The organism is Rhizobium sp. 01T437, assembly GCF_056398505.1.
The window spans coordinates 356,577-374,646 of sequence record NZ_JBFTPM010000006.1; the positions used below are offsets into that span (position 1 = coordinate 356,577).

Below are 18,070 nucleotides of genomic sequence, written 5' to 3' on the forward strand. Positions count from 1 at the left end.
TCGAACCGGCATGGCCATCACCATCTACGGCATCAAGAACTGTGACACGATGAAGAAGGCCCGTAGCTGGCTGGACGAACACGGGGTCGCCTACGACTTTCACGATTACAAGGCCGTCGGCATCGACCGGGCGCATCTAGAACGATGGATCGACGAGGCAGGCTGGGAGACGGTGCTGAACCGCGCCGGCACGACCTTCCGCAACCTGCCTGACGCCGCGCGCGAAAATCTCGACCGTGAAAAAGCGATCGCCCTGATGCTCGACCAACCATCGATGATCAAGCGGCCGGTACTGGAAACCGGCGGCAAACTGCTGGTCGGCTTCAAGCCGGAGATTTACGCGCGGACATTCGAGGGCTGAGCCATGTCCAAGACCACCCGCGCCACCCAGGTTCTCACGCAGGCCGGCGTCACCTTTACGGTTCATACCTATGACTATGATCCAAACGCCGAGCGCGTCGGGCTGCAGGCGGCCGAAGCGCTGGGCGAGGAGCCGCATCGCGTGTTGAAGACCCTGATGGCTGAGGTGGACGGAAAGCCGGTCTGTGTGGTCGTGCCCTCTGACCGCGAGGTCAGTATGAAGAAGCTCGCGAGCGCCTTCCATGGCAAATCGGCCAATATGATGAAGCCGGCCGACGCCGAGCGGCTGACGGGGTACCATGTCGGCGGCATTAGCCCGTTCGGGCAGAAAAAGATCGTGCCGACGGCGATCGAGGAAGCCGCCCTCGCCGAACCGCTCGTCTATATCAATGGCGGGCAGCGCGGGCTGCAGGTGCGGCTCGATCCGAAGGAGGCGTTGAAGGCACTGAAGGCCACCGCCGCACCGCTGATCGCCTGATCAAAGGAAGCGGTCCAGCAGGCCGGCAATCGTCTTCGCCTCGCCTTCGGCAAGTTTGCAGCCGATATGAGTTTCGATCGCGTTGCCATAGACGGTCCACATGCGCTCCCGAAGCTGCCGGCCGGCATCAGTGATCACCACCCAGCGGCCGCGCCCATCCTGTGCGAAGACCTCGCGAGCGACCAGGCCCTCTCTTTCAAGCCGGTCGATCAAGCGGGAGAGATTGTACTGCGCCAACAATGTCCGCTCCTCGATCGCGTAGGGGCGCAGCCTGCCTGATTGTGAGCGCGCCAATTCCCAAAGCACATCGTACCAGGCAAGCGGCGGCATGCCGGCCGCCTTCAGATCGGCTTCGATCACGCCAAGCAGCCGCTCGCGGGCGCGCATCAGGCGCGTCCAGGCTGAGACGACGGCTTCGCTCGGCTTCTTCATATTCTCAGACATAAATGCAACTACATCTATCTTGAATCTCATCGCAAGCGTTATTAGATGCATCTGCATGCATATTAAACCGGCCGATCCTTTGCCACTAGGAGACTTTCATGAGCAGGCTCACCCTCATCAGTCATCACCTCTGCCCCTACGTGCACCGCGCAGCGATCGCGCTCCTCGAAAAGGGCGTGCCATTCGAGCGCATCAACATCGATCTTGCCAACAAGCCGGATTGGTTCCTGAAAATCTCACCGCTCGGCAAGGTGCCCTTGCTCCGGATACAAGAGGACGATGGCCGCGAAGAGGTGTTATTCGAAAGCAGCGTCATCTGCGAATATCTGGAGGAAACGCAGGCGGGTGCTGCCCTGCATCCCACCGACGCGCTGACCCGCGCTCGCCACCGCGGATGGATGGAATTCGGCTCTTCCGTGCTTTCCGATCTCTGGGGTTATGAGACGGCGCAGGATGCTGCGCAACTGGAGGTCAAGCACAAGGCGCTTGTCGCCAAATTCGCGACGATCGAGGGGGCGCTGTCGGAGGGACCCTATTTCGCCGGGGCTAACTTCAGCCTCGTCGACGCGGTCTTTGGGCCGATCTTTCGGTACTTCGATCTGTTCGATACGCTCGGCGACAGCCCCATCTTCGACGGGCTCGAGCGGGTCAAGCGCTGGCGCAAGGCGCTGTCCGAGCGGGCAAGCGTCCGGGCTTCCGTTGGGGAAGACTATCCGCAGCGCCTGATGGAATTCCTCGAGAAGCGTAACTCGATCCTGCTCAGGCTGCCCGCCGCCGCTTGAGGCGCAAGCGCAAGCGGCCGGACACGCATCCGGCCGCCTTCAAATCGGATGCGGCGCGCTTCATTTTCGCCGTAAAGGGGTCTAAGTCTTTCACCTCCCGTCGCAGATATCAGAAGGCAGGTTGACCCATGACGTTTATGCCCCAGAGCCACAGCTCCGTCGATCCCGGCAAACTCGAGAAACTTGCGGAAGTCGCCATCAAGATTGGCCTGCAGCTTCAGCAAGGGCAAGATCTCGTCATTACCGCACCCGTCGTGGCGCTGCCGCTGGTGCGACTGATCACCAAACACGCCTATCTCTCGGGCGCTGGCTTGGTTTCGACCTTCTATTCCGACGAGGAGACGACGCTTGCCCGCTACCAGTACGGCAGCGACGAAAGCTTCGACCGGGCTTCCGGCTGGCTTTATGACGGCATGGCGAAAGCCTACGAAAAGGGTGCCGCCCGCCTCGCTATTGCTGGCGACAATCCGATGTTGCTCTCGGAGCAGGATCCCAGCAAGGTCGGCCGCGCCAATCGCGCCAATTCCACGGCCTACAAGCCGGCGCTGGAGAAGATCTCCAACTTCGACATCAACTGGAACATCGTCTCCTACCCCAACCCTTCCTGGGCGAAGGTCGTCTTCCCCGACGATCCGGAAGCGATCGCCGTTGCCAAACTCGCCAAGGCGATCTTTGCGGCGTCGCGCGTCGATGTGCCTGATCCAATCGCCGCCTGGTCCGAGCACAATGCCAATCTGCGCAAGCGCTCGTCCTGGCTGAACGGAGAGCGTTTCGCCTCGCTGCATTTCACCGGGCCGGGCACGGATCTGACCGTCGGCCTCGCAGACGGCCATGAATGGCATGGCGGCGCCTCGACGGCGAAGAACGGCATTACCTGCAATCCGAATATCCCGACCGAGGAAGTCTTCACCACGCCGCATGCGCTGCGCGTGGAAGGCCACGTGTCCAGCACCAAACCGCTCTCACATCAGGGCACGCTGATCGACAATATCCGGGTCCGCTTCGAAGGCGGCCGTATCATCGAGGCCAAGGCCTCGCGCGGCGAGGAAGTGTTGAACAAGGTACTCGATACGGATGAAGGCGCGCGCCGGCTGGGTGAAGTGGCGCTGGTGCCGCATTCCTCGCCGATCTCGGCAAGCGGCATCCTCTTCTACAACACACTGTTCGACGAGAATGCCTCCTGCCATATCGCACTCGGCCAGTGCTATTCGAAATGCTTCCTCGACGGTGCTTCGCTGAGCCAGGAGCAGATCAAGGCGCAGGGTGGCAATTCCAGCCTGATCCATATCGACTGGATGATCGGATCCGACAAGGTCGATATTGACGGTATCAAGCCTGATGGCTCGCGGGTGCCGGTAATGCGACAGGGCGAGTGGGCGTAACAACGCCCGCCTTCGGCATCAGGCTGCGCTGGCTGAGCCAGACGCTGACCAGCACCATGGCAAAGCCTGAAAGCTGGGCTGGTGTCAGGCTCTGGCCTAGCGCCAGCCAACCGAGCAGGGTCGCGACAACGGGGCTCAGGAAGCCGAGCGACGCTGCGGCCGATGGCTCTATGCGCGAGAGGCCGCGGAACCACAACAGATAGGTGAAGGCAGCACCGACGAGGCCAAGATAGGCAATGCCGAGGATGTTGGCTGTCGTCGGCACAGGAAGCGCCGGTTCCAGGAGGATGGCCACTGGCACGAGCAGAATGCCGCCTGCGGTCAATTGCCAGGACGTAAAGGTGAGGCTGGAGACGGGCGGCTGCCAATGGCGGGTCAGCACCGTGCCGAAGGCCATGGAGACCGCGCCGGAGAGACCTGCGGTAACACCAACGGGATCGAGAGCCGCCTTCGGGGTCAGCACCAGAAGTGCCACACCCGCCATGCCGATCAAGCCGGCAATAACGGCAATGAAGCGGATCGGCTTGCCGAGAAAGAGACGCGAGAGCGCAATGACGATCAGCGGCTGTACGGCGCCGACCGTTGCGGCCACGCCGCCCGGCAGGCGATAGGCCGAAACGAAGAGCATCGCCCAGAAGAACGAGAAGTTCAGTGCGCCAAGAATGAAGGCGCGGCCCCACCAGATGCCCGTCGGCAGTTTCCGGACAATCAGCAGCAGAAGCAGCCCTGCCGGCAGCGCCCGCAACATCGCGACCGTCAGCGGGTAGCCCTGCGGCAGGAAGGATGTGGTGACGAAATAGGTGCTGCCCCATATGGCGGGCGCAATCGCAGTCATCAACACATCGGCGGTGTATCGGGTATTTGTCTTCATTTCAAGAATCTCTACTTCAAGATAAATTCAGGATAGCGTGTTTTATCTTGACGTCAAGATACCTGCTGATATCGATGCAGCATGGACAAGGAGAAATCAGATCACGTCGACAGGATCCTGGCGCAATGGCGGCGCGAGCGGCCGGAGCTGGATGTCGAACCCATGGGGATCTTCGGCCGGCTGAAGCGGCTGACGACGCATATCGGCCGCGAAGTGGAAGCGGTTCTGCTCAAGCACGGCCTCTCCTCCTCCGCCTTCGATGTGCTGGCCACGCTTCGCCGCTCCGGTGCGCCCTACCGGCTGTCGCCCGGAGAGCTGCTCAGCATGACGATGGTGAGTTCCGGCACGATGACAAACCGGATCGACCAGCTGGAAAAGGCCGGCTTCGTGGAGCGCCTGTTTAACCCCGAAGACCGGCGCAGCGTGCTGATTGCGCTGACCGAGAAGGGATTGGCAACAGTGGAAGAAGCGGTCGGCGCGCATGTCGCCAACCAGCAACGGCTGACGCGCAACCTGACGGCCGACGACAAAGCCGAGCTCGACCGGTTGCTCAAAAAATTCCTGTCTGATTTCGAATAGTCAGACGGCGGCGAGCGCCTTGCGGACGCGCTGCAGATACGCCTTGCGCTTGGCATCTGTCGCGCGGTCCATGTCGTGCAGGCTGAGCATCCGGAACTTCAACCGCTTGGCGCAGAAATTGGCGATGCCGCGCTTCAGCAGGCGACGGACGGGATTGCCCATGTAGACATGCACCAGCCACCAGGGCGAACCAGTTGTCGTCAGCGCGTAGAGCAGCTTGATATTGGTGAGCTGCGGCACGATACGGCCGCCGGCTGCATCATGGGTGAAGGCGACGCCCGGCGCAAAGACGCGATCGATGAAACCCTTCAATATGGCCGGGAAGTTGAACCACCACTGCGGAAAAACCAGAACGAGACCGTCAGCCGCCTCCAGCCGTGCAACGATACCGGCGACGGCGGACGTATCGTAGGGTACATCGAAATAGCCGCCCCGCTCTGCCCTGGACAGCCGCGGGTCAAAATCCTCTGCGTAGAGATCCAGAAGATCGACAGTATGGCCCGAGGCCTCGAGTGCCTCGCGAGCGGTCCGCGACACAGAAGCGGCAAAGCTCTCCGGTAGCGGATGGGCGAGAACCAGCAGAATGTGCATTGCTAGAACAGGCTTCCCTGCTTCGGCGGCTCGCCGGCCCTGACCGTGCGCTTCCTGGCTCCTGATGGCGCAGCGCCGCCTTCCGTCGTCACGGCGCCGACGCGGCCGTCGGCGAACTCAATGGCGATGCCCATGCCGGCAGAGAGTGCTGATGCCTGCGAAACCGGCCTGTTATCCTCATCGCGGATGACGGCATAGCCGCGCTTCAGCACATTCTTGTAGGAAAGAGACTGAAGAACGCGGTCCTGCGCGGAAAGCTCGGCGCGGGCACGCGTCAGCTGATGACGGATTGCCGTATCGGCATGACGCGACAAATTGCCGAGGCGCTCACGACCGCGGTCGGTCTGTGTCTTCAGCCGGGCCGGAAGCGAGGCGAGGATCGCCTCCGCACGTTCGATGCGGGACTTCGAGCGGTCGAGCAGGCGCTCGACGGTGCGTTCGGCCCGGGCCATACGTTCGTTCAGAAGCTGCCGACGCTCTGTGATGCGGTTGGACAGCACGTCCGGCCGCAGATGCGAGGCGACACGCTCGAAACCCCGGCGCTTGTTGATGGTGTTGAGCTCCAGCCCACGGCCAAGGCCAGTGGCCGCCTCATCAAAGCGGCGGCGGGGCAGCGCCAGAAGCTGATCGAGCGACGGCAAGGCACGCATCAGAGCACGGACCGACTGGCGGCGCTGATCCATCTGGCGGCTCATGCAGCCCTGCAGGCGGGCAGTGAGACCTGCAACCTGGGCCTCAAGCTCGGCCTTGACGGGCACAGCCATTTCCGCAGCACCGGTCGGTGTCGGCGCGCGGATATCGGCGGCGTAATCGATCAGCGTCCAATCGGTCTCGTGGCCGACGGCGGAGATCAACGGAATCCGGCTATCGGCTGCGGCTCGCACGACAATTTCGTCGTTGAAGCTCCAGAGATCTTCGAGGCTGCCGCCGCCGCGGGCGACGATCAGCACGTCAGGGCGCGGGATATCACCGCCAGGCTCCATGGCGTTGAAGCCGTTGATGGCGTTTGCCACCTCCTCGCCGGAGCCTTCGCCCTGCACCTTGACCGGCCAGACGATGACATGGATGGGGAAACGATCGGAGATGCGATGCAGGATGTCGCGGATGACGGCGCCCGTCGGCGAGGTCACGACGCCGATCACCTTAGGCATGAAAGGCAGGCGCTTCTTGCGCGAGGGATCAAAAAGGCCCTCGGCGCCAAGCCTGCGCTTACGCTCCTCGATCAGCGCCATCAATGCGCCGGCGCCGGCAGGCTCCAGCGTCTCGATGACAATCTGGTATTTGGAAGAGCCTGGGAAGGTCGTGACCTTGCCCGTCGCGATCACCTCCATGCCCTCTTCCGGGCGGAACTTCAGGCGTGAAAAAGTGCCTTTCCAGATGACTGCATCGATACGCGCGCGGTCGTCCTTCAGCGAGAAGTAAGCATGGCCCGAGGAATGCGGGCCGCGGTAACCTGAAATCTCGCCGCGCACACGCACCTGATCGAAGGCTGTCTCGACGGTCCGCTTGATGGAACCGGAGAGCTCCGAGACCGAATATTCCGCAAGGTTGGTAGGCGAATCGCCGTCAAAGACATTGCTCATCCCCCTTTTCTATTTTGATCGCCCCTAAACGGAAAGGTCGGGGTAGGAGAAGGGCGAATTTTTATTCAAAAATCGGTGGGAGACCCAAGAAATAGGGATATCGCTACTCCAAAAAAAATCTTAGTATCATTCACGTTCGTAGGGAGTGGCGAACACCGACCCGAAAAATGAGCATGCTGGTGACAGTGAATATTCCCCGCCGATGGAAGGCGCGGGAGCGATCGCTTCTTTCATCGTCGCTATGCTCAACCGTTATAGGTATCGGCTCGCCCTCTTTCCGAACAACCAGTCGATCAGGCGCGATCGAATTGTCAGCGTGATGCTGCTTCGTTCTACGTCGTTGCTGTTGCGGGGGAGTTCCGTTTACGTAAATGAGAAAGTAACGGAACTTTTCAGCCTGTAACAGAGTTGACTTGTATCGAAACACATGCCCGGCGCAAGCCGGAGGAAATGCCGTCAGGTGAACGCATCCGTAACCATGGCTGCAATTGCAGCTTTCATTAAGGGTGGCCAATAAACTTTTGTTAGCGGAGGGCCCCTAGGCTCCTCGCAAACGACCTGAAGAAGAGGTGACGACATGATCATCCTGACAGCAACCACCCTGGGCCTCACCGCTGGCCTGATGCGCTCAGCCGGCGTCATTGCAATCGTCGCCATGCTGATCGCCGTAACCTTTGCCATCGCCGCTGTTGTCTCGGGCGGTGCGGTTTCATTCCTGGCGCTTTTCTACACGATCATCGGTTACAATGCCGGCCTGCTGCTTTATCTCGGCGGCCTCTTTACCACCGATCGCCTGCGGGCTGTGCTCGTCCACTCCTGAAGATAGGACGTTAGTTCGACGCCGGCCGGTAACGGAAGAACTGGACGCCGCTGCTCGCAGCTTTCGGCAGCGGGTCGAGATACGCAGGGATATTGCCCTTGCCAAGCTGCGCATAAAGCCCGTCGGGCTTCAATTTAGCGATTTCACTTGTCTGCAGATCATCCGGGCAGAAGGCAAGCACAGTGACGCCCGCTCCCTTCAGAAATGCCTCTGCTTCCTGCGGCTCGGCCAGACCGATATGCATCTCTGTCAGCATGCCGCCCTGGTTGCGATGATAGGGCGCCGACAAAACACGGTTGGCGGTGTAGCGCAGGATCGGCACACCCATTTCCGACGACGCCGAGACGAGACCGGCAGGCAGGCCGCCAAGCGGCGCGAGCGCCTGCCTGGAGGAACATGAAGGGCTCTCTGCCTCCTCCGTATTCTTTGTCTTGTTGACCTGCATTTCGACAAGCGCACCGCCAACGGCCCATACCGCCGGCACGCTTGCCAGAACCGTCACGATATAGATGAGGGCAGCCGCGGCATTTTCGCTGTCACCGTTCGACATGCGGCGCACGTCGATGATCAGCAAGGCAAGCGGCAGGATAGACAGGAGGTTTGAGAAGACGGCGCCCCGGACCTGGACCAGCGCGACGGCCCAGCTGACGCTCAAGAGCGCCAGAAGGACGAGATGGACCTGCACGCGATCGCCCCGCACGGAGCGGAAAATGCAGACGGCGATCGCAAGCAGGCCAGGCGCATAGAATGCGCCGATGGAAAAGGGATCTGTCCGGCTGAGCGCGAGAATGGATTGCGCTTCCGAGACATTGCGCAGCCAGAGCTCGACCAGCATGGGATCGAGATCGGCAAGCGGATTGCGCAGGCATTCAGGCGCAATGACCATAGCCGAACCGAAAACGGCGGCGCCGACCGCCGCAAGCACGGCGAAACGCAAGCCGCGGCCAAGACGGCTGGCAAAGACCGCGGAGGCGAGCAGCAGGCCGCCGCCGATCGTCGCCAGGCTGTAGAAGCCGAGCGAGAGATTGTCGCAAGTCACCATCGAATAGTGCTGCGGCGGCACCGTCGCGAAGAAGAGGATGCTGATCGCAACAGCGAGGCTGAGGCCGAAAGCCTTGGTGGCGGCAGCGAACGGCTCGCCTTCCCAGACCCAGAGCAATGCCACGACCAGGCAATAGATGGCAACGAACGGCGTGGTTTCCGCGCCGATTGCGATCGCCAATGCGGCTGACACGCCGGCGACGGTATAGTTCCAGGCGCGCTGTTTTTCATCGAAGAGCATCGCCACCATGGTCGCGACAAGCCCGAGCTGGGCATTGTGATGATCGATGGCGCCGGGCGCAAAGCGATTGCCGATATAGATCGCCATGCCGGCAAAGCAGAAAGACAGGTGCATGCCGGCAAGGCCGCCGACACGCCGGCCGGCAAGGCCCATGGCAAGCATGGCAGGAAAAACGAGCGACAGGGGCCAGACCACGAGTGCAGCAGCTTCCGCGGCATCATGACCGAGGAAGAGGCCGAAGAAACGGATCAGGGCGGCGATCGGCAGGTCGATCAGCCGCGACCAGTGCATGAGCGTGCCTTCGCTGAGGCCAAGCCGATACTGCATCAGATCGAACCAGCCCTGCCCGTTCAGGAAATCGCGGACTTCCACGAGGCGCATGCCATCGTCATTATCAGGCCCGACATAATCGACCGGGCCGCCGGCATATTTCATGACGGTGATAATGCCGATCAGGATAACGGTGTAGATGAGGGCGGATGGCAAGAGACGCGTCAGCATCTGCCGGATACTGCCGACGAATCCAGTCCTGGCTGATGCGGATTGCGCCTTGGCGATCGGCTGCACTGCGTTCATCATGATAGCCAGGTCGTTGCGTGATGGGCAAACCTTAGCCTCGGCTTGTCAAGAAAGTGTAAACCACAGGACGTGACAGCTTCGTTTCTTATAGGGGCTTGTTAACGCTGCATGGCGTAAATTCGCCGCGGTTTCTTTGTAACGAGTGTAACCCAATGGCGCGATCGCTCAGCGAAAGTCCTGATATTGCCGTTCTGCTTCCCTGCTACAACGAAGCGGCGACGATCGGGGCTGTCGTCAGGGGTTTCCGGGCGGCACTGCCCGATGCGCATATCCATGTCTACGACAATAATTCCACCGATGGCACAGCGTTGTATGCCATGCTCGCCGGCGCGCATGTCGTGCGCGAGCGGCGCCAAGGCAAGGGCCATGTGGTGCGGCGCATGTTCGCCGATATCGATGCCGACATCTACATCATCGCCGACGGTGACGGGACCTATGCGCCTGAGGATGCCGAAGAGCTGGTGCGGACGCTGCTGACCGAACGGGCCGATATGGTTGTCGGCACGCGGCGCGGCGTGCATGACGATGCCGGCCGGCAGGGACATGCCCTCGGCAACCGGCTGTTCAACATCCTCTATCGCGCGATCTTCGGGCCTGACTTCACCGATATCTTCTCCGGCTACCGAGCCTTCTCACGCCGTTTCGTCAAAAGTTTCCCCGCGGTTTCCGGCGGCTTCGAGATCGAGACGGAAATGTCGGTGCATGCGTCACGCCTGAAATTGCCTGTCAGTGAACTGGAATTGCATTACGGCAGGCGCCCGGAAGGCTCGCATTCGAAGCTCTCGACCTTCCGCGACGGCGGCAAGATTCTCTGGATGTTTGCCATGCTGATGAAGGAAACGCGACCCTTCGCTTTCTTCGGCACGATCAGCGCCCTCTTCATGCTGGCAAGTCTCGGCTTCATGGGGCCGGTGCTGGCGGAATATTTTGCGACCGGCCTCGTCAGCCGCATGCCGACCTGGGTGCTTTCGACGGCACTGGCGATGATCTCCATCATGCTGTTTACTGCCGGTGTGATCCTCGATTCCGTTGCGCGATCGCGGGCTGAGCAGTTGCGCATCCATTATATGAGCCTTGCAGCACCGGTTTCGGTAAAGGATAAAACATCAGCCATAACGCTTGATGGCAAGAAAGCGGATGCCGCATGAAGAAGCTCGTTCGTTTCGCGATCGCCGGTGGGCTAGGCTTTATCGTCGATGCGGGCGTGCTTGCGCTGCTTCTGCACGTGACGCCACTCGGTCCCTTCATTGCCCGGCTGTTTGCCATTGCGCTCGCGATGGCGACGACATGGGCCTTCAACCGGACTTTCACGTTCGACCGGTCAGGCCGGTCGCTGGCGGCAGAAGGCTTCCGCTACGGCTCGGTCGGCGTGACGGCCGCCCTCGTCAATTATGGGCTCTATTCGGCTCTGCTTCTATCGTTGCCGGCACTGCAGCCGCTTGTCGCGATGGTGCTCGCGACCGCAGCGTCGATGTTCTTAAGCTTCTTCGGCTATTCCCGCTTCGTCTTCCGCGGCAAAGCCGAGTAAGATTAAACGGCTTCCCAACCATCCTGCTCGCTGGCGCGGTAGATGGCGTCGATGACCTTCTGATTGAGCTTGGAATCTTCCAGCGTGACGATCTCTTCCTTTTCGCCTGCCGCAGCGCGGGCAAAAGCTTCCGCCTGGCACTTGTACTGGCGGCTGTCCTGGAAGCGGATGATCCGGGATTCGTTATGACCGCGATTGGTCACTTCGATCTCTTCAGGCCCCCAACGATTGGCGTTGAAGGGCGACTTGACCTCGATATAGCCGTCGGTGCCGTGGAAGACCATGATCTGGCGGCCGGCCATCTGGGTGGAAATATAGAAGCTCAGCTCGAAATCGCCGAAATCGGCCTTCACGCTGGAATAGATATCGGTGCCGAACTCGGCATCGCGCTCGGTGATCGCCTGGACCCAGGACGGCTCTTTGCCGGTGGAGAAGCGGGTGCTGATGACGGGATAGACGCCGATGTCAGGCAGGCCGCCGCCACCAAGCGCCGGGATGTTGCGCATGTTGCCGGGGTCGCGGTTGTAGTAGGTGAAGGCGCCCTGCACATGCCGAAGCTCGCCGATCGCACCATCCTGGAGAAGCGAGCGAACCTTCCGCCAGACCGGCGAATAGGTGACCATGAACGCTTCGCTGATGATGACCTTGTTGCGGTTGCGGGCGGCGATGAGATCGTCGATCTCGGAGGCCTTCAGCGCAATCGGCTTTTCGCAGAGTACATGTTTGCCGGCATCAGCGGCCTTGATCGACCATTCGATATGCTGAGCGGTCGGCAGCGGAATATAGACGGCATCGATCACGTCGGACGCCAGCATCTCCTCGTAGGAGCCGAAGGCATGCGGCACGGAGAAGCGATCTGCCATGTCGCGCGCGCGCGCAAAATCACGGCTGGCAACGGCGGTAATAACGCAATTTTCCGCGTCCTGAATGGCGGGAACGACATTGTCCCTGCCGATTTTGGCCGTTGAAAGTATACCGAAACGCAACATGAAAGGTCCTCCTGAAATCGATCGGCGCACCTTATTCAGCCCTCTCTTGCGGCGCAATGGCGCGACGGCCGATCACGGAAGTTTGGTTTCCTTCCAGGACACTCCGCGCTAGGTTACCGATGGACGGAGTTCTGCCGTTTCCTCAGATTTCAATCACTTCAGCATTTTAGGAGAGCGCCATGGAAATGCGCCGGCTTGGAAAAACAGGTCTTTCGGTCTCGCCGATCGTTTTCGGCGGCAATGTATTCGGCTGGACGGCCGATGAGAAAACGTCCTTCGACATTCTGGATAACTTTTTCGACGCCGGTCTCAACACTATCGACACCGCCGACGTCTATTCCGCCTGGGTGCCGGGCAATAAGGGCGGCGACTCGGAAGAGATCATCGGCAAGTGGCTGAAGAAGGGGAAGATTTCCCGCGAGAAGGCCGTGATCATCACCAAGGTCGGCTCGGACATGGGCCAAGGCAAGACTCTGAAAGCCGATTACATTTTGAAGGCAGTCGAAGACTCGTTGCGCCGGCTGCAGACCGACTATATCGACCTCTATCTGTCGCACTGGCCGGATACCGATACGCCGCAGGAGGAATCGCTTGGCGCCTATGCCAAGCTTCTCAAACAAGGCAAGATCCGCTCCGTCGGCTGCTCGAATTATGATGCGAGCCTGCTGCAGGCCTCATTCGACGCCGCCGACAAGGCAGGCCTGCCACGCTATCAAGCGCTGCAGCCGGAATATAACCTCTATGAGCGTTCGAGCTTCGAGGGTCCGCTTGCCGATCTCTGCGTGAAGGAAGATATCGGCGTCATCACCTATTTCAGCCTCGCAGCCGGGTTCCTGTCCGGCAAGTACCGCAGCAAGGCGGATACGGAGGGCCGTGCCCGCGAGGGACGCGTTGCCCAGTATCTCAACGACAAGGGCATGCGCATCCTTGCGGCACTCGACAAGGTTTCGGCCGAGACGGGTGCCAAGCCGGCGGAAATCTCTCTCGCCTGGCTGTTGCGCAAGAAGGGCGTGACGGCGCCAATCGCCAGTGCTACGAGCCTTTCGCAGCTTGAAAGCCTGGTGAAATCAGCAACGCTCAAGCTCTCCGACGAGGCAATGGCGCTGCTCGACGAGGCCGGTGCCTGAAACGAGGTGATGGCATGACCGTGACAATCCGCGATGCGAGGCCTGAGGACGAAGCACGCTGGCGTGCGCTCTGGGCGGACTATCTCGCTTTCTACGAGGTCACCGTCGATGCCGATATTACCGATTCCACCTGGCGCCGGGTCTTCGATCCGGCGTCGGCAATCTTCATGCGGGTGGCGGAACTCGACGGCGAAGTCGTGGGCTTTACACTCTGCCTGACACATGAAGGCACATGGATCCGCGGCAAGGACTGCTATCTCGAAGACCTGTTCGTATCAGAAAATGTGCGCGGCAAGGGCGTCGGCCGGGCGCTGATGGACGACCTCGTGGCCCTCTGCAAGAAGAACAGCTGGTCGCGGCTCTACTGGCATACGAGCGAGCAGAACAAGACGGCCCGCGCGCTCTACGACACCTACGTCAAGAGTGACGGCCACATCCGCTACCGCATCAATTTTTGAGTTGCGGAAAGCCCTCATACCATTCGGAATGATTACCTTCCCAGTTGGCCATGCCCGGCTTGGTCAGGATGCCGCGCGGGCGCACATAACTCTGGATCACCCGCTTCGGCCGCTCATGCCACTGGATATTGAAGGCCCATAGTTTCGGGAAAAAGCAGAGCGAGGCATAGGGTAGGTGGTCATGGATCCACCAGGCGAGCCTCTGCCAATCGCTTTCGTCACTATAACGATCGCCCACCCAGGGAACGGCGATGCAGACGGCCGCTCCCATACAGCCGTCGAAATCGCGCATGTCCCAGATATGATGGGCGGCGGTGGCGGCATTGGTCGAGCAGTTTAGCTTGTTCTCATTGCCGAAGCGGTTGACCGCAGGCGAACGGTAGCCGGAGCGGATATGCAGACGTCCAAAGGTCGCTTCCAATGGTTCCAGAAGTTCCTCGCAAAGGCACCTGCCCGTCTCGATCGCCATGTCGGGATCCTCGGGGATATTCGGGATTCGATAGAAATCGGCGATCTCGGAATGGAGAAAATCGCGAAAGAAGAAGTTCTTCGACAGGCGCACCCGACCGAGATCCTCAAGCCCTTTCATCGATCCCGGTTTCTTCATGCGCGGTCCTCCCCGATTGCTCCCGACATCATTGCCCGGAAAATGCAGCCGTTCCACCCGAAATGCGCCGGGAACAATTAGCGCGGTATTCGCTTCTAAGAGTGTCGCCGAAAGGGCGCAAATCCCCCAACGAAGGAACGAAACAATGGCCAAGGAAAAGACGCTGGAAGATCTGTTTTACGATACGCTCAAGGATATCTATTTCGCCGAACGGCAGATATTGCGCGCCCTGCCGAAGATGGCGCGTGCTGCCCAGTCCCAGGAACTGAAGGCGGGTTTCGAGAAGCATCGCGAAGAAACCGAAGGCCATGTCGAGCGGCTGCAGCAGGTCTTCGAAATCATCGGCAAGCGCGCCCAGGGCAAGACCTGTGAGGCGATCCAGGGCATCATTGCCGAAGGCGAGGAAATCATCGAAGAGTTCAAAGGCACTGCCGCGATCGATGCAGGCCTGATCTCCTCGGCGCAGGCCGTCGAGCATTATGAAATCGCTCGTTACGGGACGCTGAAGACCTGGGCGCAGACGCTGGGCTTCAAGGAAGCCGTCACGCTTCTCGACCAGACGCTGCAGGAAGAAGGCAAGACCGACCAGCTTCTGACGAAGCTTGCAACGACTGCCGCAAACCAGAAGGCATCTCGCGCAGCCTGATACTTGTCCTCATATCGGCAAGGAGAGCGGCCGGCGCCGGCTGCTTTCCTTCTCCCAGCCTTGCCTTCGCCGACGACCCCGCTATCATTTCCTTCAGAATGTGAGGCGAGGTGTCGATATGGCCGACAGGCAGGCAATCGAAGCAACGGTTCATCTCTATGTCGAGGGCATGGCCTTCGCCAATGAAGCAGCCCTGAAGAAAGCCTTTCACCCGAAAAGCTCGATCATCGGGCACTATCAGAATGCGGTGGAATGGCTCTCGCGCGACGAATTCATCGCCGCGATCCTTGAGGAAGGGGCCGCACCCCCCGGCACTCAGCCTTATATGGACATCGGCAGCATCGATATTTCCGGCGATGCGGCGACTGTGAAGGTGACCGACGATTTTGCCGGCATGCGCTTCACCGATTATCTGTCACTGTTGAAGATCGACGGACGCTGGATGATCGTCAGCAAGCTCTACCATCTTCACATATAAAAAGACCGGCAGCTTGCGCCGCCGGTCTTCTCAAATTTTCTGTTAGCCGGGTCAGCTTCTCAGGACGCCGCCGGTGAACTTGGCGACACTGGCGACGATCTTCTGCGTCAGCGCCTCGAAATCCTCATCCGTCAGCGTGCGCTCGGCCGGCTGGATCTGGACCTCGATCGCAACAGATTTCTTACCCTCGCCAACCGAGGCACCTTCGAAAATATCGAAGACGTTGACGCCAGTGATAAGCTTGCGGTCGACGCCGGTGGCAGCCTTGATGATGGCGCCGGCTTCCACCGTCTTGTCAACGACGAATGCGAAGTCGCGCTTGACGGCCTGGAAAGGCGAAAGTTCGAGCGCCGGCTTGGTGCGGGTCGCCTTTTTCTTCGGCTCGGCCATGGCGTCGAGATAGACTTCGAAGCCGCAGAGAGCGCCGGAAACGTCAAGCTTTTCAAGCGTGGTCGGATGGAACTCGCCGAAATAGCCGAGGATCACCTTCGGACCCATCTTGATCGTGCCGGAGCGGCCGGGATGGTACCATTCCGGACCACCCTGCTCGATCTGGATATTGGCCGTCGGCAGGCCGCAGGCTTCGATGACGGCGAGCGCATCGGCCTTGGCATCGAAGACATCGACCGGCTTGCCGCCGCCCTTTGCCGCATTCGACCACATGCGGCCGGCGCCGGAAAGCGAGGCCGTACCGCGGCGGATGCCGCCGGCGACGCGCCGCTGGCCTTCCGGCGTGTCGTTTTCGTAGGTGCCAGAGACTTCGAAGATCGCCACATCGCCATAGCCCTTGTCGGCGTTGCGCTGGGCAGCCGTCAGCAGGCCCGGCAGCAGCGAGGGGCGCATATCCGACATTTCCGCGGCAATCGGATTGGCAAGCTTGAGGGCCGCAGAACCGCCGCCGAAGAGCTTTGCCTGATCTTCAGGGATGAAGGACCAGGTGACGGCTTCCAGCATGCCGCGCGAGGCGAGCGCGCGTTTGGCGAAGCGGGTGCGGATCTGCAGCGTCGTCAGGATGCGGCCGTTGACAGCAGCATGACTTTCAAGCGGCGCCGGCTTGATGTTGTCGACGCCGTGGATGCGCATGACCTCTTCGACGAGATCGGCCTTGCCGTCCACATCCGGGCGCCAGGAGGGAACCACCACGGAGACGCGTTCGCCGGAACCGGAAACCTTGAAGCCGAGACGGGTCAGGATCGTGTTGCTTTCGTCCGTCGAGACCTCGAGGCCGGTCAACCGCTTGACCTCCGAATAGGGGAAGTCGACGACCTTCGGCTCGTAACCCTTGTAGCCGACGATCTCGGCCTTGGCCGGGCTGCCGCCGCAAAGCTCCAGCACCAGTTCCGTCGTGCGCTCGAGGCCGGGAACCATGTATTCCGGATCGACGCCGCGTTCGAAGCGATAGCGGGCATCGGTGATGATGCCGAGCGCACGGCCGGACTTGGCGATGTTCATCGGATCCCAGAGAGCGGATTCGATCAGCACGTCAACGGTGTTTTCGTCGCAGCCGGAATGTTCGCCGCCCATGATGCCGCCGATCGATTCAATACCGTTCTCGTCGGCGATGACGACATTGTTCGGACCGAGCTTATATTCGCGCTGGTCGAGCGCCAGCACGGTTTCGCCTTCCTTGGCGCGGCGCACAGTCAGGTTGCCCTTGACCTTGGCGGCATCAAAGACGTGCATCGGTCGGCCCTGATCGAAGGTCATGTAGTTCGTGATATCGACGAGCGCATTGATCGGGCGCAGGCCGATGGCGAGCAGCCGCTGCTGCATCCAGCGCGGGCTCGGGCCATTCTTCACGCCGCGCACGAGCCTGAGGCCGAAGCCCGGGCAGAGCTTCGCATCATCGAGATCGAGCGTCAGCTTGACCGGCGTTTCGCCTTCAACAGTGAAGGACGGCGTGGGCCGCGTCTTCAGCGTGCCGAGGCCGGAGGCTGCGAGGTCGCGGGCGATGCCATAGATCGAGGTGCAGTCCGGACGGTTCGGCGTCAAGTTGATCTCAATGACCGGGTCGTCAAGGTGGGAATAGGCGGCGTAGCTCGTGCCGACGGGCGCATCATCGGGCAGGTCGATGATGCCGTCGTGATTGTCGGAGATCTGCAACTCCTTTTCCGAACACATCATGCCGCGGCTTTCGACACCGCGGATATTGCCGACCGACAGCGTCACGTCGATGCCGGGAACATAGGTGCCAGGAGCGGCAAAGGCGCCGACCAGGCCTGCGCGCGCATTCGGCGCGCCGCAGACGACCTGCACCGGAGCGCCCTGACCGATATCGACCATCAGCACCTTCAGGCGGTCGGCCTGCGGATGCTTTTCGGCGGAGATAACCTTGGCAATGACGAAGGGCTTGAAGGCCGCCTTGTCATCAACATCTTCCACTTCCAGCCCGATCTCAGTCAGGCGGGTGCAGATCTCATCGAGCGTGGCATCCGTTTCCAGATGATCCCTAAGCCAGGAAAGTGTGAATTTCATAGGTCCAATCC

At 60.6% G+C, this 18,070-nt stretch carries 21 protein-coding genes; 13 read left to right on the forward strand and 8 right to left on the reverse strand.

Annotated features, from left to right (window positions below; translation table 11 throughout):
• The first annotated feature begins 10 nt into the window (after positions 1-10).
• Positions 11-361, forward strand: coding sequence for an ArsC family reductase (locus tag AC1DM5_RS14800; RefSeq protein ID WP_477821629.1), 351 nt, complete (start codon positions 11-13; stop codon positions 359-361).
• A 3-nt stretch (positions 362-364) separates the two neighbouring features.
• Positions 365-838: a Cys-tRNA(Pro) deacylase gene (gene ybaK / locus AC1DM5_RS14805; protein ID WP_477821628.1), complete on the forward strand. Its 474-nt coding sequence runs from the start codon at positions 365-367 to the stop codon at positions 836-838.
• Here the strand turns inward: ybaK and AC1DM5_RS14810 are convergent, their stop codons facing one another.
• Entirely contained in the window at positions 839-1,282 is a 444-nt protein-coding gene (locus AC1DM5_RS14810) for a MarR family winged helix-turn-helix transcriptional regulator (protein WP_477821627.1), read from the reverse strand. It lies immediately after the preceding gene.
• Between the two features lie 98 nt (positions 1,283-1,380).
• Between AC1DM5_RS14810 and AC1DM5_RS14815 the strand changes: the two genes are divergently transcribed.
• Positions 1,381-2,064, forward strand: coding sequence for a glutathione S-transferase family protein (locus AC1DM5_RS14815; protein ID WP_477821626.1), 684 nt, complete (start codon positions 1,381-1,383; stop codon positions 2,062-2,064).
• A gap of 128 nt (positions 2,065-2,192) precedes the next feature.
• The gene (locus AC1DM5_RS14820; RefSeq protein ID WP_477821625.1) at positions 2,193-3,446 is read left to right on the forward strand and encodes an aminopeptidase; all 1,254 of its coding nucleotides are present in this window, start codon (positions 2,193-2,195) and stop codon (positions 3,444-3,446) included.
• Here AC1DM5_RS14820 and AC1DM5_RS14825 read toward each other — a convergent pair.
• Positions 3,394-4,317 carry an EamA family transporter gene (locus tag AC1DM5_RS14825; RefSeq protein WP_477821624.1) on the reverse strand — a complete coding sequence of 308 codons (924 nt, stop codon included), beginning with the start codon at positions 4,315-4,317 and terminating at the stop codon, positions 3,394-3,396. The two genes, AC1DM5_RS14820 and AC1DM5_RS14825, sit on opposite strands and share 53 nt — an antisense overlap.
• Before the next feature lie 81 nt (positions 4,318-4,398).
• Here AC1DM5_RS14825 and AC1DM5_RS14830 point away from each other — a divergent pair, with 81 nt between their 5' ends.
• Complete coding sequence (locus AC1DM5_RS14830; RefSeq protein ID WP_477821623.1) at positions 4,399-4,896, forward strand: MarR family winged helix-turn-helix transcriptional regulator; 498 nt, start codon at positions 4,399-4,401, stop codon at positions 4,894-4,896.
• On the opposite strand, the gene AC1DM5_RS14835 is transcribed toward AC1DM5_RS14830, so the two are convergent.
• Both AC1DM5_RS14835 and xseA read right to left on the reverse strand, forming a co-directional pair.
• Positions 4,897-5,487: an NAD(P)H-dependent oxidoreductase gene (locus AC1DM5_RS14835; protein ID WP_477821622.1), complete on the reverse strand. Its 591-nt coding sequence runs from the start codon at positions 5,485-5,487 to the stop codon at positions 4,897-4,899.
• Between the two features lie 2 nt (positions 5,488-5,489).
• A complete protein-coding gene (gene xseA, locus AC1DM5_RS14840; protein ID WP_477821621.1) occupies positions 5,490-7,070 on the reverse strand; it encodes an exodeoxyribonuclease VII large subunit in 1,581 nt (526 codons plus the stop codon).
• 145 nt (positions 7,071-7,215) lie between these two features.
• Between xseA and AC1DM5_RS14845 the strand changes: the two genes are divergently transcribed.
• Positions 7,216-7,473: a hypothetical protein gene (locus AC1DM5_RS14845; protein WP_477821620.1), complete on the forward strand. Its 258-nt coding sequence runs from the start codon at positions 7,216-7,218 to the stop codon at positions 7,471-7,473.
• Positions 7,474-7,647: 174 nt separating this feature from the next.
• Positions 7,648-7,890: a hypothetical protein gene (locus tag AC1DM5_RS14850; RefSeq protein ID WP_477821619.1), complete on the forward strand. Its 243-nt coding sequence runs from the start codon at positions 7,648-7,650 to the stop codon at positions 7,888-7,890.
• A 10-nt stretch (positions 7,891-7,900) separates the two neighbouring features.
• Here AC1DM5_RS14850 and AC1DM5_RS14855 read toward each other — a convergent pair whose 3' ends face one another.
• Positions 7,901-9,748: a hypothetical protein gene (locus tag AC1DM5_RS14855; RefSeq protein WP_477821645.1), complete on the reverse strand. Its 1,848-nt coding sequence runs from the start codon at positions 9,746-9,748 to the stop codon at positions 7,901-7,903.
• 155 nt (positions 9,749-9,903) lie between these two features.
• Between AC1DM5_RS14855 and AC1DM5_RS14860 the strand changes: the two genes are divergently transcribed.
• Together AC1DM5_RS14860 and AC1DM5_RS14865 are read left to right on the forward strand one after the other, a co-directional pair.
• Positions 9,904-10,899: a glycosyltransferase gene (locus AC1DM5_RS14860; RefSeq protein WP_477821618.1), complete on the forward strand. Its 996-nt coding sequence runs from the start codon at positions 9,904-9,906 to the stop codon at positions 10,897-10,899.
• A complete protein-coding gene (locus tag AC1DM5_RS14865) occupies positions 10,896-11,279 on the forward strand; it encodes a GtrA family protein (RefSeq protein ID WP_477821617.1) in 384 nt (127 codons plus the stop codon). The genes AC1DM5_RS14860 and AC1DM5_RS14865 overlap by 4 nt, the downstream gene beginning before the upstream one ends.
• 2 nt (positions 11,280-11,281) lie before the next feature.
• Here the strand turns inward: AC1DM5_RS14865 and AC1DM5_RS14870 are convergent, their stop codons facing one another.
• Positions 11,282-12,268: a Gfo/Idh/MocA family protein gene (locus AC1DM5_RS14870; protein WP_477821616.1), complete on the reverse strand. Its 987-nt coding sequence runs from the start codon at positions 12,266-12,268 to the stop codon at positions 11,282-11,284.
• A gap of 179 nt (positions 12,269-12,447) precedes the next feature.
• Here AC1DM5_RS14870 and AC1DM5_RS14875 point away from each other — a divergent pair, with 179 nt between their 5' ends.
• Together AC1DM5_RS14875 and AC1DM5_RS14880 are read left to right on the forward strand one after the other, a co-directional pair.
• Positions 12,448-13,395, forward strand: a complete 948-nt coding sequence (locus AC1DM5_RS14875; RefSeq protein ID WP_477821615.1) for an aldo/keto reductase — start codon at positions 12,448-12,450, stop codon at positions 13,393-13,395.
• A 14-nt stretch (positions 13,396-13,409) separates the two neighbouring features.
• Positions 13,410-13,853 carry an N-acetyltransferase family protein gene (locus AC1DM5_RS14880; RefSeq protein ID WP_477821614.1) on the forward strand — a complete coding sequence of 148 codons (444 nt, stop codon included), beginning with the start codon at positions 13,410-13,412 and terminating at the stop codon, positions 13,851-13,853.
• On the opposite strand, the gene AC1DM5_RS14885 is transcribed toward AC1DM5_RS14880, so the two are convergent.
• On the reverse strand, positions 13,843-14,460 hold the full coding sequence (locus AC1DM5_RS14885; RefSeq protein ID WP_477821613.1) for a hypothetical protein: 618 nt from the start codon (positions 14,458-14,460) through the stop codon (positions 13,843-13,845). The genes AC1DM5_RS14880 and AC1DM5_RS14885 overlap by 11 nt on opposite strands.
• Before the next feature lie 145 nt (positions 14,461-14,605).
• On the opposite strand from AC1DM5_RS14885, the gene AC1DM5_RS14890 reads away from it, so the two are divergent.
• Positions 14,606-15,106, forward strand: coding sequence for a YciE/YciF ferroxidase family protein (locus AC1DM5_RS14890; protein WP_477821612.1), 501 nt, complete (start codon positions 14,606-14,608; stop codon positions 15,104-15,106).
• Positions 15,107-15,224: 118 nt separating this feature from the next.
• The gene (locus AC1DM5_RS14895; protein ID WP_477821611.1) at positions 15,225-15,584 is read left to right on the forward strand and encodes a nuclear transport factor 2 family protein; all 360 of its coding nucleotides are present in this window, start codon (positions 15,225-15,227) and stop codon (positions 15,582-15,584) included.
• 51 nt (positions 15,585-15,635) lie between these two features.
• Here the strand turns inward: AC1DM5_RS14895 and pheT are convergent, their stop codons facing one another.
• Positions 15,636-18,059 (reverse strand): phenylalanine--tRNA ligase subunit beta, encoded by a 2,424-nt coding sequence (gene pheT, locus AC1DM5_RS14900; RefSeq protein ID WP_477821610.1) that lies wholly within the window; start codon positions 18,057-18,059, stop codon positions 15,636-15,638.
• Positions 18,060-18,070 lie beyond the last annotated feature (11 nt).

Excerpts from the sequence above, each read along its gene's own strand:
- AC1DM5_RS14800 (WP_477821629.1), top strand. The coding sequence starts at position 11 with ATGGCCATCACCATCTACGGCATCAAGAACTGTGACACGATGAAGAAG.
- ybaK (WP_477821628.1), top strand. The coding sequence starts at position 365 with ATGTCCAAGACCACCCGCGCCACCCAGGTTCTCACGCAGGCCGGCGTC.
- AC1DM5_RS14810 (WP_477821627.1), bottom strand. The coding sequence starts at position 1,282 with ATGTCTGAGAATATGAAGAAGCCGAGCGAAGCCGTCGTCTCAGCCTGG.
- AC1DM5_RS14815 (WP_477821626.1), top strand. The coding sequence starts at position 1,381 with ATGAGCAGGCTCACCCTCATCAGTCATCACCTCTGCCCCTACGTGCAC.
- AC1DM5_RS14820 (WP_477821625.1), top strand. The coding sequence starts at position 2,193 with ATGACGTTTATGCCCCAGAGCCACAGCTCCGTCGATCCCGGCAAACTC.
- AC1DM5_RS14825 (WP_477821624.1), bottom strand. The coding sequence starts at position 4,317 with ATGAAGACAAATACCCGATACACCGCCGATGTGTTGATGACTGCGATT.
- AC1DM5_RS14830 (WP_477821623.1), top strand. The coding sequence starts at position 4,399 with ATGGACAAGGAGAAATCAGATCACGTCGACAGGATCCTGGCGCAATGG.
- AC1DM5_RS14835 (WP_477821622.1), bottom strand. The coding sequence starts at position 5,487 with ATGCACATTCTGCTGGTTCTCGCCCATCCGCTACCGGAGAGCTTTGCC.
- xseA (WP_477821621.1), bottom strand. The coding sequence starts at position 7,070 with ATGAGCAATGTCTTTGACGGCGATTCGCCTACCAACCTTGCGGAATAT.
- AC1DM5_RS14850 (WP_477821619.1), top strand. The coding sequence starts at position 7,648 with ATGATCATCCTGACAGCAACCACCCTGGGCCTCACCGCTGGCCTGATG.
- AC1DM5_RS14855 (WP_477821645.1), bottom strand. The coding sequence starts at position 9,748 with ATGAACGCAGTGCAGCCGATCGCCAAGGCGCAATCCGCATCAGCCAGG.
- AC1DM5_RS14860 (WP_477821618.1), top strand. The coding sequence starts at position 9,904 with ATGGCGCGATCGCTCAGCGAAAGTCCTGATATTGCCGTTCTGCTTCCC.
- AC1DM5_RS14865 (WP_477821617.1), top strand. The coding sequence starts at position 10,896 with ATGAAGAAGCTCGTTCGTTTCGCGATCGCCGGTGGGCTAGGCTTTATC.
- AC1DM5_RS14870 (WP_477821616.1), bottom strand. The coding sequence starts at position 12,268 with ATGTTGCGTTTCGGTATACTTTCAACGGCCAAAATCGGCAGGGACAAT.
- AC1DM5_RS14875 (WP_477821615.1), top strand. The coding sequence starts at position 12,448 with ATGGAAATGCGCCGGCTTGGAAAAACAGGTCTTTCGGTCTCGCCGATC.
- AC1DM5_RS14880 (WP_477821614.1), top strand. The coding sequence starts at position 13,410 with ATGACCGTGACAATCCGCGATGCGAGGCCTGAGGACGAAGCACGCTGG.
- AC1DM5_RS14885 (WP_477821613.1), bottom strand. The coding sequence starts at position 14,460 with ATGAAGAAACCGGGATCGATGAAAGGGCTTGAGGATCTCGGTCGGGTG.
- AC1DM5_RS14890 (WP_477821612.1), top strand. The coding sequence starts at position 14,606 with ATGGCCAAGGAAAAGACGCTGGAAGATCTGTTTTACGATACGCTCAAG.
- AC1DM5_RS14895 (WP_477821611.1), top strand. The coding sequence starts at position 15,225 with ATGGCCGACAGGCAGGCAATCGAAGCAACGGTTCATCTCTATGTCGAG.
- pheT (WP_477821610.1), bottom strand. The coding sequence starts at position 18,059 with ATGAAATTCACACTTTCCTGGCTTAGGGATCATCTGGAAACGGATGCC.